Genomic DNA, 13,667 nt, shown 5'->3' on the forward strand with positions numbered 1-13,667 from the left:
CCAGCCCGGAGCGCAACATGAGCCTTTCCCCGTCTTCTGAAACTGCCGAAACCCCGAAAACCACATACAAACGTGTCATGTTGAAAATTTCAGGAGAGGCATTGATGGGGGATCAGGGCTTTGGCCTGCACCCGCCGACAGTTCAACGCATCGCGCAAGAGGTGAAATCGGTTCACGATCTGGGCGTTGAGATCTGCATGGTTATCGGTGGCGGAAACATTTTCCGGGGCCTGAGTGGATCTGCTCAGGGTATGGAGCGGACGACAGCAGACTATATGGGGATGTTGGCCACGGTGATGAACGCACTGGGTATGCAATCTGCCCTGGAAGAGATTGGGGTGTTCACCAGGGTCATTTCGGCCATTCGCATGGATGAAGTGTGCGAGCCGTATATCCGCCGCCGCGCCGTACGACACCTTGAAAAGAAAAGGGTTTGCATCTTTGCGGCCGGCACCGGCAACCCGTATTTCACCACCGACACCGCGGCGACCTTGCGCGCCAATGAAATGGCGTGTGAGGCGATTTTCATGGGCAAGAACGGTGTCGACGGCGTCTACGACAAGGATCCCAAACAACATGCCGACGCGGTGCGTTATGACACGGTCACCTATGACGACGTTCTAGCCAAGCGGTTGCGGGTCATGGATGCGTCAGCCATCGCGCTGGCGCGTGACAACAACCTGCCTCTGATCGTCTTTGGTCTGGATGAGCCCGGAGGTTTCCGTGGTATTCTTGCAGGCGAGGGGACATATACCAAAGTTCAGGGTTGAGGCCCGAACGAGACCTGCCCCAGAGTGTTAGAAATTCAGCCCCGGCAACCCCGCCGGGCTTTTTCTTTTGCTTCAGCTTGACGGTCGCGGATGGTGCTGTCTAAGTAGCGTTGTCCTTCCGAAGTGAAGGGCTGCCCGGTGTTTCGTCAGCTCATGGCGCAAGCACAGGCTGGGCTGGAAGACCTGCCATGATTTCTGAGATGTCCGGAAACATGAGCGGGCATCTTGTTGATATGACAGCACAACTAAGGAGCAATGAGGCATGAGCTCTCTGGATATCAATTTCGTTCGGGCACAGTTTCCGGCTTTTTCCGAACCCAGCCTGAAAGGACAGGCGTTTTTTGAGAATGCGGGCGGGTCATATACCTGCAAGCCGGTGATCGACCGGTTGACGCGGTTCTATACGCAGCGAAAGGTTCAGCCCTACGCCCCTTATGAGGCCAGCCGTCTTGCAGGTGCCGAGATGGATGAGGCACGCGTGCGCATGGCCGCCATCCTGGGTGTTGAAACCGATGAGCTGAGCTTTGGCCCTTCGACGACACAGAATACCTATGTTTTGGCACAGGCGTTCAGGCAATGGATGAAACCTGGCGAGGCGATTGTCGTGACCAATCAGGATCACGAGGCAAATTCGGGCCCATGGCGTCGTCTGGCCGAGGCAGGGATTGAAGTGCGGGAGTGGCAGATCGATCCTGAAACCGGATCACTGAACCCGCAGGATCTGGAAAATATGCTGGACGAAAAAGTGCGTCTGGTCTGTTTCCCGCATTGTTCCAATGTCGTTGGAGAGATTAACCCGGTCACCGAGATCACTGCGATTGCCCACGCGGCTGGTGCATTTGTCTGCGTGGACGGCGTATCTTACGCCCCGCATGGGTTTCCGAATGTTGGCGATTTGGGGCCGGATATCTATCTGTTTTCAGCCTATAAAACTTTTGGCCCGCATCAAGGCTGCATGGTCATTCGCCGAACACTGGGAGAGTTGCTGCCCAACCAAGCGCACTACTTCAACGCCGACGTTCTTTACAAGCGCTTTACCCCGGCAGGCCCGGATCATGCTCAGATTGCGGCAAGTGCAGGTATGGCCGATTACGTCGAGCTCCTGTGCACGCATCACGGTGGGCCTGACGCCGGTGCAGCAGAGCAGGGTGCCTTTGCCCATGACCTGATGCGCGCGCATGAGGTGTCCTTACTTCAACCGGTTCTGGATGCGGTAAAGGACCGCAACGCGGTACGTCTGATCGGCACTTCAGATGCCACCCGGCGTGCGCCGACGGTAGCGCTGTCGCTGAACCGTCCCGCTGAGTCAGTTGCAGCAGAACTGGCGCAATACGGTGTTATGGCGGGGGGAGGCGACTTTTATGCTGTGCGCCCATTGCAAGCGATGGGCGTGGATCTGGCACAGGGCGTTTTGCGGGTCAGCTTTACACATTATACCTCGCAGCAGGAGATTGATCAGCTTTTGGAGGCGCTTGAACACGTTTTGTGATCCACTCAGCTTGGGGCTTCGTAGAACGAAGAAAACCTCAGGGTGGATATGGAAAACGAGCGGTCTCCGATCATCTTATGGTACCGACGGGATCTGCGCCTGTCGGACCATCCGGCATTGACTCCTGCTGTTGCAAGCGGCCGTCCGATCATACCAGTCTTTGTTCATGACCTTCTTGTGCAACACCTTGGCGCGGCCCCAAAATGGCGGTTGGGGTTGGGTCTGGAGGTCTTTTGCGACGCTCTGACGAGGCTTGGTAGCCGTCTGATCCTGCGGCGTGGCGATGCGCTTGAGCAATTGCGGACACTTGTCAAAGAGACGGGCGCAAAGGCTGTCTATTGGTCGCGGGCCTATGATCCAGCGTCGATCAGACGCGATACACAGATCAAAACGGCGCTGACCGAACTGGGTGTAAGCGCAAAGTCCTTTCCTGGTCATTTGCTTTTTGAGCCCTGGACGGTCGCAACAAAGCAGGGCCAGCCGTTTCGTGTCTACACTCCTATGTGGCGCGCGGTTCAGCGGCGGGACGTGCCAGCGCCGGATGCGTTGGTGTCACGCTTGGCGGGGCCTGCAACCTGGCCTTCCAGTGATAAACTGAGTACCTGGCATATGGGTGCGGACATGTACCGAGGCGCTGCAATCGTGCGCCCCTATGTCCAACCCGGAGAGAAGGCCGCCCGCGATCGACTTGAGCACTTTCTCGACCAGGTCCCCCGTTATTCCAATGACCGTGACCGGTTGGATCTGGACGGAACATCAAACCTGTCAGAATACCTTTCATTGGGCGAGATCGGGCCACGTACTGTCTGGCACAGGGTTCAACAGGCTGCGATGACGGGAACCCCCGGCGCCGAGGCATTTCTGCGGCAGTTGGTCTGGCGTGAGTTTGCCTATCACCTGATGTATCACTCACCGCATCTGCTGACTGATAACTGGAAAGCGGAATGGGATGATTTCCCGTGGAATATCGATCCGCACCACCCTGAAGTTGCCGCCTGGAGGCAGGCCCGAACCGGAATTCCTGTCGTCGATGCTGGCCTGCGGCAGATGTATGTGACAGGCCGTATGCATAACCGGGCCCGGATGATTGTTGCCAGTTACCTGACCAAACATCTGATGACACACTGGAAAATCGGGATGAGTTGGTTCGAGGATTGCCTGATTGACTGGGACCCAGCCTGTAACGCCATGGGCTGGCAGTGGGTTGCGGGTTCAGGCCCCGACGCGTCGCCCTTCTTTCGTATATTCAATCCTGAAACGCAGGCCGAAAAGTTTGATCCGCAGGGGTCTTACCTGCGGCGCTGGATCGCCGAAGGCCAGACGAAACCCAGTGACGTTGCACTTTCCTATTTCGCTGCGGTTCCCCAGTCATGGAACCTGTGTCCGCAGGCGGATTATCCCGAACCTGTCGTGAAACTGACGGATGGACGAAACCGCGCCTTACGTGCGTATGAAAGCCGAAAATCTCACTAAGGAACTGAAAACTTGCCAGAAACAGAATCGCGGCCTAGCCTGAGACCTGTGCCGCAGAGGGGAGAGCGGATGGTGCTGACGACGACAGAGGGGCAGTCGGATCTGCCCAGGTATTTCGCCCAGGTCTTCAAGATGCTGACCAGAATGGAGTCGGGGCGACTAGACATAACATTGCCAGATGGTCGCATCTTTCGCGCAGAGGGACCCAAGGCAGGGCCTGTTGCTCAGATCGATATCCACGACGGAGATGTTTTTGCCCGTCTGATCCGCGAAGGCGAGCTGGGGTTTTCTGATGCCTACCTTGAAGGACATTGGAGCACGCCTGATCTGCGCTCATTCATGGATCTTGTCCATCTGGGGTCCGAAACCGTCTATGACGGGTTTACTGGAAAGTTCCTTGTCCAGGCCTATGAACGGCTGCGGTTCTGGCTTCATCGCAATAGCCGGACGCAGGCGAAAAAGAATATCTCGTACCACTATGATCTGGGTAACGACTTCTACGGTTTGTGGCTGGATGACACGATGACTTATTCCAGCGCCATTTTTGAGACCGGGCAAGAAAGTCTTGAGAAGGCGCAAACTGCCAAATATGCCAGCCTTGTCGATGAAATGGGGGCCAAACCCGGTGACCACATTCTGGAAATCGGATGCGGTTGGGGCGGTTTTGCCGAATATGCCGCGAAAGAGCGGGGTTTGCATGTAACCGGCCTTACGATTAGTGAGGAACAGTTCAAGTTTGCTAATGAACGTATTGAAAAAGCAGGGCTTTCAGATCAAGTGACATTCAAGTTGCAGGACTATCGCGACGAGCGTGGACAATATGATGGCATAGCCTCAATCGAGATGTTCGAGGCGGTGGGTCAAAAATACTGGCCGGTTTATTTTGAAACCGTTCGTGAGAGGCTGAAGCCAGGGGCGCAAGCGACCTTGCAAATCATAACCGTAGGTGACCACCGCTGGGATTATTACAAGAACGGTGTTGATTTCATTCAGAAATACATATTTCCGGGTGGAATGCTTCCGTCGCCCACGATCCTACGGCAGCAGATCAATCAGGCGGGTTTGAATGTGGTGAAGTCGAAAGAATTCGGCAAAAGTTACGACCTGACGCTGCGGCGGTGGTATGAGACGTTCAATGCAAAATGGGAACAGATCGCAGACCTCGGCTTTGATGAGCGTTTTCGCCGCATGTGGAATTATTATTTGACTGCCTGTGGCGCAGCCTTTGACACGCGCAATTGCGATGTGACACAGATCACCGTATCAAAGCAAGTTAACTGACGGACCGTAACATGCCCACTGCCTCGCGTCTTGTAGCCGCCGTTTGTCTCATCGTGCTGGCATTCATTGTCTCTGGCATGATTATCGAAAACGGTGAAGAAGGTAAGGATTACGGGTACTTTACCCTGGTTAACATGGGCCTTGGCGCGGTATGCGGGTGGGGAATCATGGGCAAGCGTGCAGGGCGCGGCTGGACTGCTGGGATCAATAACGGTCTGACTGGTGTCGCCTCGCTGATTTTCTGGGCGTTGTTCGTGCAGGGCTGTTACGAAATGTTCCGGCTTGCCATGCGCAATCGTTACGGTGGCCCATTTGAGGCCATTCTGGCCATTTTCAAGATCGGGATTGAGTACGGTAAGCTGTTGATTTACCCGGAAATCCTGATTGCATTCCTAATTGGGGCTGTTGTATCGGGACTGGCCACAGAACAGGCCGCCCGATCATGGCGCTGATCCGTTTCCCGACAAGAGAGATCGACTTTGTCTGATTTGTTTTTTTATGGAACGCTGCGACACTTGCCGTTGTTGGAACGCGTTCTTGGTCATCCTCTGAGCAAAACCAAAGCGCGGCCCGCCCAACTTCGAGGCCATGCTGTCCATTCTGTTCAGGGGCAGGATTTCCCAATGATCCTGGAAATGGAAGGTGCCAGTGCCGAAGGTGTACTGGTGCAGGAATTGTCGTCTGTGGATCTGGCCAGGCTTGATTATTACGAAGGGTCATTCGACTATGATCTGAAGCCGTTGAAGGTCGAATTGGAAGACGGGACCGAGGCCGAAGCGCAGGTCTTTTTTCCTGCCCCCGATGCCTGGAGACCGGGTGATTTGTGGTCGCTTCAGGACTGGGCGGACAGATTGGGCGAACTTACAACGCTCGCCGCTGAGGAAGAGATGGCCTATTTCGGGAAGGTTGATCCCCGGATCTTGGCCCGCAGTATTCGCGCCACTCAAACGCGTGCCTGGTCAAAGATTATGGCCGGGCAGCGGAGAACCGGTGATCCGCGGGACATTGCAAAAGACGTGATCGTGCATCGCCATGACCGGGTGTATCTTGATTATTTCGGGATGGAGGAAATCGATCTGCAACATCGGCGGCATGACGGCAGCATGGGGCCGGTACTGCGCCGTGGAAGCTTGTTGCAGGGTAGTGCGGTCGGCGTTCTGCCCTATGATCCGGTCCGCGATACCGTTTTGATCGTGGAACAGTTCAGACCACCGGTTTTCCTGAACAACGATCCGGAACCCTGGCTTTGGGAAGCGGTGGCCGGGATGATTGATCCGGGTGAGACACCCGAACAGGCCGCGCATCGAGAGGCGATGGAGGAGGCGGGTATTCGTTTTGACAGGCTGGAATATGCTGGCGGTGCCTACACCTCGAGCGGATCTTCCACCGGGTTCATGTATCTTTATGTTGGTCTGGGTGAGTTGACGCACACCACAATCACCGGTGGCCTGGACACAGAAGGTGAAGACATCCGCAGTCAAATCCTGCCGTTCGACGAATTCATAGACATGACGGATCGCCATGTTTTCAAGGATCTACAATTGGTGTCTCTGGCTTATTGGCTGGCCCGCCACCGGGACAGATTGCGCGGGTGACTATCCCGCTTGTGGTCGCGGCGGTGCGGCTGTAAATCTTCGATGGTACAAAACGACAAGGGGCCATCATGCGCATTGCACGAGATCTTGCTGACGCAGTAGGAAAAACACCGCTGATCCGGCTGCGCCGCATCAGTGAAGAAACTGGTTGCGAAATTCTCGGCAAAGCCGAATTCATGAACCCCGGTCAATCCGTCAAGGACCGTGCTGCACTCTATATTATCCGTGATGCCATTGCGCGGGGCGATTTGAAGCCCGGTGGCACCATTGTGGAAGGCACCGCCGGCAATACCGGTATTGGTCTGGCGCTGGTGGGGGCGTCAATGGGGTTCAAGACCGTGATTGTGATCCCGGAAACCCAGTCGGAAGAAAAGAAAGACATGCTGCGGCTGGCCGGTGCACAACTGGTTCAAGTTCCGGCTGCACCTTATCGCAATCCCAACAATTTCGTGCATTATTCCCGGCGTTTGGCCGAGGAATTGGCGCAGACGGAACCCAATGGGGCAATCTGGGCCAACCAGTTTGACAACGTGGCGAACCGTCAGGCCCATGTTGAAACCACTGGACCCGAAATCTGGGAACAAACAGACGGTAAGGTCGACGGGTTTATCTGTGCTGTCGGGTCGGGCGGTACGTTGGCCGGGGTTGCCGAAGCGTTGCAGCCCAAGGGTGTGAAAATCGGTCTGGCCGATCCTATGGGTGCGGGTCTCTACTCCTACTACACCACCGGTGAAATCGCGATGGAGGGCGGATCGATTGCCGAAGGTATCGGACAGGTGCGGATAACAAAGAACCTGGAAGGGTTCACGCCGGATCATTCCTATCAGATCACTGACACCGAGGCGTTGCCGTATATCTTTGACCTGCTCCGTGAGGAGGGGTTGGTCATGGGCGGGTCGACCGCGATCAACATGGCGGGCGCCGTGCGTCTGGCCAAGGAAATGGGGCCGGGCCACACGATTGTGACTGTCCTTTGCGACTATGGCACACGGTATCAGTCCAAGCTGTTCAACCCGGATTTCCTGCGCGAAAAAGACCTGCCGGTACCGAATTGGATGACCGAAGCACCGCGCAGCATTCCTGGCGTTTTTGAGGACGTGTGATGCCCAAGCAGGTTCGCCTGTTTCTGACACTGGTTTTCCTGTGTCTTGTCGGGGTCGCAGGCGGCGCTGTTGCGCAGCTGACCGACAGGCAAAGTGAGTATTACCGGGGCTGGATAAAAACTGCGGACCGTGCCGAGTCGGTGATCGAAGCGAACCGTGCGTCAAACGCTGCGTTCGAGAATTTGCGTTCTGAAATAAACGGTTACCGAGAGGACTTTAACAAGGCGCGCAGCGCCAACACGGATCGTATCGCAACGCTGGAAAGCCAGATCAAGGCGCTTGGTCCGAAACCCGAAGGGGACGCGACCGAACCTGAAGACATCGCCAAACTGCGAACTCATCTTAATGATCAGCTCAACAGTTTGCGCGTGCCCCGCATCATTTCCGAAGAAGCGTATAGCCGCGCAAACGGATTGATCAGTGAAATCGACCAGATTATCCGGACACGGCAGACAAAGGAGTTCTTCCAGCGCGGCCCGTCGCCAATCAACCCCGTATATTGGGGACCCGCATGGCAGGATGTAAAAGAAGCGTTTCTGAGCCTGGCGAACGAAACACTTGCCAACCTGCGTTCGGACGTCGTCAAAGAGAATATCCGTGATCGCGGTTTGGCTATTCTGTTTCTCGTGAGCCTGGCGGCGGTTTTACTGGTCTTCGGCAAGCGTTGGTCCGAGCGGGGCGGCGATTATCTCAGGACGCTGGGCGGAGCGGGGACCGGGGCCTGGTCCTTCATCATTTCGCTGTTGCGAATACTGTTGCCCTGGATTGGTGTCGTTGCCGCCATCGCTGCGATCAGCTTGTCGGGTGTTCCCGGCCTGCGCGGCAGCTTGTTGCTGGAGAATATCTCGTATTGGGCGGCAATCGCCTTGTTCTACGACTGGATCGGCCGACAGATTTACCTGATTGGCGCCTCACAGGGCTTCAAGCGCCTGTCTGCCGCGCGGATCACCGAATTGCGCATCTACATCGATCTGTTGGCTTTGATGCTGATCCTGCACGAATTGGCGCTCCTGTTTCAGCAGATCGAAAATGTCTCGGATGCGACCCGTGCGGTTATCAGCTTTCCAGTGATTGTCGGAACGGCATTGCTTTTGCTCCGCGTGCGGCAAATCCGAACGAACGACCGCCTGCTGGACCAGACGGCGTCTACCCGGGCCGCTGGATTCAGCCAGTTGGTAGAATTCCTGCGCAAGGCCATGTTCCTGCTGGGGATCGCAACACCCGTACTGGCACTGGTTGGCTATACTAATGCGGCCGAAGCGATTGTGTTTCCGGCGGTAAAAACACTGGTTCTGATTGCCGCACTGGCAATTTTTCAACGGTTTGTCAGTCAGATATACGGATGGATCACAGGGCAGGGCGACGCTGCGCGCGACTCTCTTTTTTCAGTCTTGGTGGGCTTTGCACTGGCCATCGTCGCGCTGCCTGTTCTGGCGATATACTGGGGCGCGCGCGAAACGGACCTGCTTGAAGTATGGTCACGTCTGTTGCTTGGCTTTGACATCGGTGGTGTCACGATCTCACCCAGCAATTTCCTGACATTTATCGCCGTTTTCGCAATCGGTTATACGCTGACGCGGTTGTTGCAAAGCGGGCTGCGCAACTCGCTGTTACCCAAAACCAGTATCGATCCGGGCGGGCAGAACGCAATTGTCGCTGGCTCGGGGTATATCGGGATATTTCTGGCTGCGTTGGCCGCGATCATGGTCGCGGGGTTTGATCTGTCGTCTCTGGCAATTGTCGCAGGTGCACTGTCTGTCGGTATTGGCTTTGGCCTGCAAACGATTGTGTCTAATTTCGTGTCCGGTATCATCCTTCTGGTCGAACGGCCGATCTCCAAGGGTGACTGGATCGATGTGAACGGGATGATGGGCTACGTGCGTGACATCTCCGTCCGATCGACCCGGATCGAGACGTTCGACAGAACGGATGTGATCATTCCAAACTCGGACCTGATCAGCGGCGTCGTCACCAACTACACACGTGGCAATACCATCGGTAGGGTGATTGTACCGGTCGGTGTCGCCTACGGAACAGATACACGGCTGGTCGAGACCATTCTGGGCGAGGTCGCAAACAACCACCCGATGGTTCTGGCCAACCCGGCGCCCAGTGTGGTGTTTCAGGGATTTGGAGCGGATGCGTTGGATTTCGAGATCAGAGCGATCCTACGGGATGTGAACTGGGTTTTATCCGTCAAATCCGACATGAACCACGAGATCAATCGACGCTTTCTGGAAGCGGGTATCGAGGTGCCGTTTGCACAGCGTGATATCTGGTTGCGCAATCCCGAAGCTTTGCAGACCTCGAACAAGGTTAAAGAGGCAGGCCTTGCGCCCAAACAGAACACAACCGATTCAACGGCAGGAAAGCCAGTTGAGCTGACAGAATCTGATCTGGACCCTGACGCGGGCGATGAAATCTGACGACCAGCCCGACAGCTGAAAGGTCGCGTTTCTGGTCGCTTGACGCTCTGGGTAGACTGCCGGATTTAATTGATCCTTTCCGATGATTTCACCGAATTGGGGACTTGCAAATCTCATGACATTGGTCCAAACATCGCCGGCACGGAGAGGTGGCCGAGTGGTCGAAGGCGCACGCCTGGAAAGTGTGTAGGCGGGGAACCGTCTCCAGGGTTCGAATCCCTGTCTCTCCGCCATTACCCCCTTAGTCAGAAACCCAAACCCGCCCCAGCGTCTCGGCTGTGTACAATGTGGTTTCGTGTACCACGCCGGGTCTTCGAAAGCGCAGGATTTTAAATCCAGGACACTTTTGCTTTTCCTAAAATGAACGCGCGTTAAGCCGGAAAACGAAAAAAATACCATAAACATTAACAAAAATGTCCATTTGATATAGAATTACAGTGTTTTTGTTCGGTAACTCTTGGGTTTTCGTGTGGCGCAAACGCTTTATGATAAATACGGTGGCTTCAAAACGATTAGCCGTGTCGTGATGACCTTCTATGAAATGGCGTTGGATTCGGATGACATCGGCCATTATTTTGAAGATATTGATATGCCGCGGTTGATTGATCATCAGACGAAGTTTGTATCGTCCCTGATTGGCGGACCGGCGTCATTCAGTGATGACAGGATCGAAGCCGTACACAGGCATCTGAGTATTTCACACGACGAATTTGATGTGATGGCTGAGCTGTTTGGCGAAGCGCTGAGCGTGCATGGTATGTCCGATCAGGATATCAAAACCGCGCTGGCTGCAATTGAAGGGAAGCGTTCAATTATCGTCGCCCGAAACGCGGCATGAGCATTCATGCAATAAACGAACAGCTGTTACGCGCCATCGGTGTCGGCATTGCCGTGGTGCGCGCCTCGGATCTTCAGTTCGTTTTTCATAACGGGCCGTTTTCGGAGTGGTTTGGAACCCCCGAGAACGGCAGTACTCTTACGGACATTCTTCCCGCCCTTGATCCCAAAGAATTGGAAGACGTCAAGCAATCGGGCTTGAGATATTCGGTTGAATTGCAAATCAAGCCGAAGCGGCGGACCTTGATCTTTGCAGTCGCAGTTTCGTTGGCCAAAGGGCTGTCCGAGCAGGTTCTGATTGTCGAATGCCAGAACATCACGCGCATTCGCGAGCTGGAAAGCATGATCGACAGCTATTCCACCATGGTCGAACGCAACACGCGAGAGCTGGAGCGCGAGAAAGAGCGGGTTGAACGGCTGCTTTTGAACCTGATGCCACGGGCCGTTTATGAAGAGTTCAAAACCTTCGGTGTTGTCACTCCGCAGCTCTACAAGCAGGTGTCTGTAGTCATGCTGGACTTTGTGGGTTTCACCGATTTCGCGGCCAAGACCGACCCGACAGTGACCCTGAGCGAGTTGAACGACATTTTCACAGCGTTTGACAGGATCGTTGAGCAATTCGGGTGTGAAAGGATCAAAACAATTGGTGACGCATATCTTGCGGTCTCAGGCATGCCTGACCCGACACCCGATCACGCGACGGCAGTGGCCCATTGCGCGGTACGTTTCCTGCGTTATCTCGAACGCCGGAACGAAAGCCACCCGCACAAATGGCAGGCCCGGATCGGTTTGGGCATGGGGGCCGCGGTCGGGTCTGTCGTGGGTATTCAGAAATACGTCTACGACGTTTTCGGTCCGGCGGTAAATATCGCGTCCCGACTGCAAATTTTCGCCAATCCTATGAAAATCGTTGCGCCGGAAGAGATGAAATACGCCCTGATTGACGAATTTCAGGTCTCGGACCTGGGACGTGTTGATATAAAGGGAATGGGCGAGATGAATCTGATCAACGTAACGTCCGGGCTGAGCTTACCGCAAAGCAGCCGAACTTTTTGACAGGTGTCAGTCGTCCTGCGGGATCAGGCCCAGCCCTCGCAGGTAGATTCCAATGCCGCTTTCCAGCAGGTCTTCCGGGGGGAAGGGTGACGTCGCTCCGGTATTGCGCGCGTATAATTCAACCACGCCATGGCTCATCGCCCAGATATGTGCGCTGAACATCGACGCGGGCGGGCGCTTTTCAGGTGGAATATGTTGTGACAGGTCGTCGGCGGCTTTTTCAAGAACCGATTTGGCCCGATTGGCGGCCATTGATAGTTCGGGGGTGCGATTCAACGAAATTCCACTTTCGAACATGGCGATGTAATGGCCGGGGTTCTTCCGCGCAAAAGCCAGATAGGCCCGCCCGGTTGCCTCGAAGGCGGCAAGGGCAGAGGGTTGGCCCTTGTCATAAGCGTATTGCATCAGGTCCGCGAACATCTCGAACCCTTGCCGTGCAGCTTCGGCGATAAGGTCTTCGCGCCCTTCAAAATGGCGATAGACAGCGGCGGGTGTTACGCCAGCGGTTTTGGCGGCTTCAGATAACGTAAAACCTGTCGGCCCCTTTTCTTCGATCAGGGACAAGGCTGCCTCGATCAGGGCTTGCTTTAGGTTTCCGTGATGATAACCGCGTTTCGACATCCCGGCCTCAGGTTCTTTGATTAGGTATTGGAAGACAAGGGGATAGACCAAATACACACGGTCGTCCAACGCTTGCCCTTGAAATCCTTGGCCGGGCAGGGTGAAAACGCAACCTAGGCGTCCCAGACATCCGGACCACCGCAGATCAGGGGATCAATGTCGCCAATGCTTTTTGCGTCCTTCTCATCATAGTCCAGCGTGTGCAGAACCGTTTGAATTGCTGCAAGACGGGCGCGTTTCTTGTCGTCCGACCGGACAATTGTCCAAGGAGATATGTCTGAATGTGACCGGGTCAGAGTTTCTGAAATCGATTGTGTGTATTCGTCCCACTTGTCCAACCCAGCCACGTCAATAGGGCTGAGTTTCCATTGCTTTAATGGGTCGGTTTCACGGGCCAGAAAGCGGTTCAGCTGCTCAGCCCGCCCGACATTGAGCCAGAACTTGAAGAGTTTGATGCCATCATTGACCAGACCCGTTTCAAGCGGCAGAACCTGACGAAAGAACCGCTCGCGCTCTTCCTGGGTGCAGAAACCAAAGACGTTCTCGACCACGCCGCGATTGTACCAGCTGCGGTCAAAGAACACGATCTCGCCAGCGGCAGGCAGGTGAGGGATGTAGCGCTGAAAGTACCATTGACTGCGTTCAGTCTCTGAGGGTTTGCTGAGCGCCACATTGCGCGCGCCGCGTGGGTTCAGGTTTTCGCGAAACCGTTTGATCGTTCCGCCCTTACCGGCGGCATCGCGGCCTTCGAAGATGATGGCGATCCGTTGCGCCGTGTCCTTGACCCAAGATTGCATTTTGACCAGCTCGATCTGGAGCAGTTCCATCTGCTCTTCATAGTCTTTGGTCTTCATCTTCTCGCTATACGGGTAGGTCGGGTTCAGGATTTCGCCTTTCTTCGAATTCTTGATCTCGTCCCGCACAGCTTTGGGCGCGCTTTCCTGAAAATACTTCTCGATAGAACCTTTTTCGGTCCGGGCCATATGTCACCTCGCGATAAAACCCATATCCGACTA

12 protein-coding genes and 1 tRNA gene are annotated in these 13,667 nt (G+C 55.1%); 11 read left to right on the plus strand and 2 right to left on the minus strand.

Going from position 1 to position 13,667, the window contains the following annotated elements:
- Positions 1-17 precede the first annotated feature (17 nt).
- The 11 genes from pyrH (at position 18) to ACR0J7_RS00665 (ending at position 12,030) form a co-directional block, all read left to right on the plus strand.
- Positions 18-770, plus strand: a complete 753-nt coding sequence (pyrH, locus tag ACR0J7_RS00615) for a UMP kinase (protein ID WP_209504110.1) — start codon at positions 18-20, stop codon at positions 768-770.
- 262 nt (positions 771-1,032) lie between these two features.
- Positions 1,033-2,259: an aminotransferase class V-fold PLP-dependent enzyme gene (locus ACR0J7_RS00620; RefSeq protein ID WP_480481213.1), complete on the plus strand. Its 1,227-nt coding sequence runs from the start codon at positions 1,033-1,035 to the stop codon at positions 2,257-2,259.
- A 48-nt stretch (positions 2,260-2,307) separates the two neighbouring features.
- A complete protein-coding gene (locus ACR0J7_RS00625) occupies positions 2,308-3,732 on the plus strand; it encodes a cryptochrome/photolyase family protein (RefSeq protein WP_480912996.1) in 1,425 nt (474 codons plus the stop codon).
- A 69-nt stretch (positions 3,733-3,801) separates the two neighbouring features.
- Entirely contained in the window at positions 3,802-5,013 is a 1,212-nt protein-coding gene (locus tag ACR0J7_RS00630; protein WP_480912998.1) for a class I SAM-dependent methyltransferase, read from the plus strand.
- Positions 5,014-5,024: 11 nt separating this feature from the next.
- A complete protein-coding gene (locus tag ACR0J7_RS00635; RefSeq protein WP_480485825.1) occupies positions 5,025-5,465 on the plus strand; it encodes a TrgA family protein in 441 nt (146 codons plus the stop codon).
- 36 nt (positions 5,466-5,501) lie between these two features.
- Positions 5,502-6,608 carry an NUDIX domain-containing protein gene (locus tag ACR0J7_RS00640; protein ID WP_480556355.1) on the plus strand — a complete coding sequence of 369 codons (1,107 nt, stop codon included), beginning with the start codon at positions 5,502-5,504 and terminating at the stop codon, positions 6,606-6,608.
- A gap of 68 nt (positions 6,609-6,676) precedes the next feature.
- Positions 6,677-7,711 (plus strand): cysteine synthase A, encoded by a 1,035-nt coding sequence (locus ACR0J7_RS00645; RefSeq protein ID WP_267367392.1) that lies wholly within the window; start codon positions 6,677-6,679, stop codon positions 7,709-7,711.
- Positions 7,711-10,137 carry a DUF3772 domain-containing protein gene (locus ACR0J7_RS00650; RefSeq protein WP_480565020.1) on the plus strand — a complete coding sequence of 809 codons (2,427 nt, stop codon included), beginning with the start codon at positions 7,711-7,713 and terminating at the stop codon, positions 10,135-10,137. Before ACR0J7_RS00645 ends, ACR0J7_RS00650 begins: the two co-directional genes overlap by 1 nt.
- A gap of 143 nt (positions 10,138-10,280) precedes the next feature.
- A tRNA-Ser gene (locus ACR0J7_RS00655) sits at positions 10,281-10,370 on the plus strand.
- 224 nt (positions 10,371-10,594) lie between these two features.
- The gene (locus tag ACR0J7_RS00660; protein ID WP_245222458.1) at positions 10,595-10,975 is read left to right on the plus strand and encodes a group I truncated hemoglobin; all 381 of its coding nucleotides are present in this window, start codon (positions 10,595-10,597) and stop codon (positions 10,973-10,975) included.
- Positions 10,972-12,030, plus strand: coding sequence for an adenylate/guanylate cyclase domain-containing protein (locus ACR0J7_RS00665; RefSeq protein ID WP_209504102.1), 1,059 nt, complete (start codon positions 10,972-10,974; stop codon positions 12,028-12,030). Before ACR0J7_RS00660 ends, ACR0J7_RS00665 begins: the two co-directional genes overlap by 4 nt.
- Before the next feature lie 6 nt (positions 12,031-12,036).
- Here ACR0J7_RS00665 and ACR0J7_RS00670 read toward each other — a convergent pair whose 3' ends face one another.
- Together ACR0J7_RS00670 and ppk2 are read right to left on the minus strand one after the other, a co-directional pair.
- A complete protein-coding gene (locus ACR0J7_RS00670) occupies positions 12,037-12,651 on the minus strand; it encodes a TetR/AcrR family transcriptional regulator (RefSeq protein WP_209504101.1) in 615 nt (204 codons plus the stop codon).
- A gap of 113 nt (positions 12,652-12,764) precedes the next feature.
- Positions 12,765-13,634 carry a polyphosphate kinase 2 gene (gene ppk2 / locus ACR0J7_RS00675; protein ID WP_480565018.1) on the minus strand — a complete coding sequence of 290 codons (870 nt, stop codon included), beginning with the start codon at positions 13,632-13,634 and terminating at the stop codon, positions 12,765-12,767.
- Between the last annotated feature and the right edge of the window lie 33 nt (positions 13,635-13,667).

This window comes from Ruegeria sp. O4, assembly GCF_056535125.1.

Coding starts and splice junctions, on each gene's coding strand:
- pyrH (WP_209504110.1), top strand. CDS start 18: ATGAGCCTTTCCCCGTCTTCTGAAACTGCCGAAACCCCGAAAACCACA.
- ACR0J7_RS00620 (WP_480481213.1), top strand. CDS start 1,033: ATGAGCTCTCTGGATATCAATTTCGTTCGGGCACAGTTTCCGGCTTTT.
- ACR0J7_RS00625 (WP_480912996.1), top strand. CDS start 2,308: ATGGAAAACGAGCGGTCTCCGATCATCTTATGGTACCGACGGGATCTG.
- ACR0J7_RS00630 (WP_480912998.1), top strand. CDS start 3,802: ATGGTGCTGACGACGACAGAGGGGCAGTCGGATCTGCCCAGGTATTTC.
- ACR0J7_RS00635 (WP_480485825.1), top strand. CDS start 5,025: ATGCCCACTGCCTCGCGTCTTGTAGCCGCCGTTTGTCTCATCGTGCTG.
- ACR0J7_RS00645 (WP_267367392.1), top strand. CDS start 6,677: ATGCGCATTGCACGAGATCTTGCTGACGCAGTAGGAAAAACACCGCTG.
- ACR0J7_RS00650 (WP_480565020.1), top strand. CDS start 7,711: ATGCCCAAGCAGGTTCGCCTGTTTCTGACACTGGTTTTCCTGTGTCTT.
- ACR0J7_RS00665 (WP_209504102.1), top strand. CDS start 10,972: ATGAGCATTCATGCAATAAACGAACAGCTGTTACGCGCCATCGGTGTC.
- ACR0J7_RS00670 (WP_209504101.1), bottom strand. CDS start 12,651: ATGTCGAAACGCGGTTATCATCACGGAAACCTAAAGCAAGCCCTGATC.
- ppk2 (WP_480565018.1), bottom strand. CDS start 13,634: ATGGCCCGGACCGAAAAAGGTTCTATCGAGAAGTATTTTCAGGAAAGC.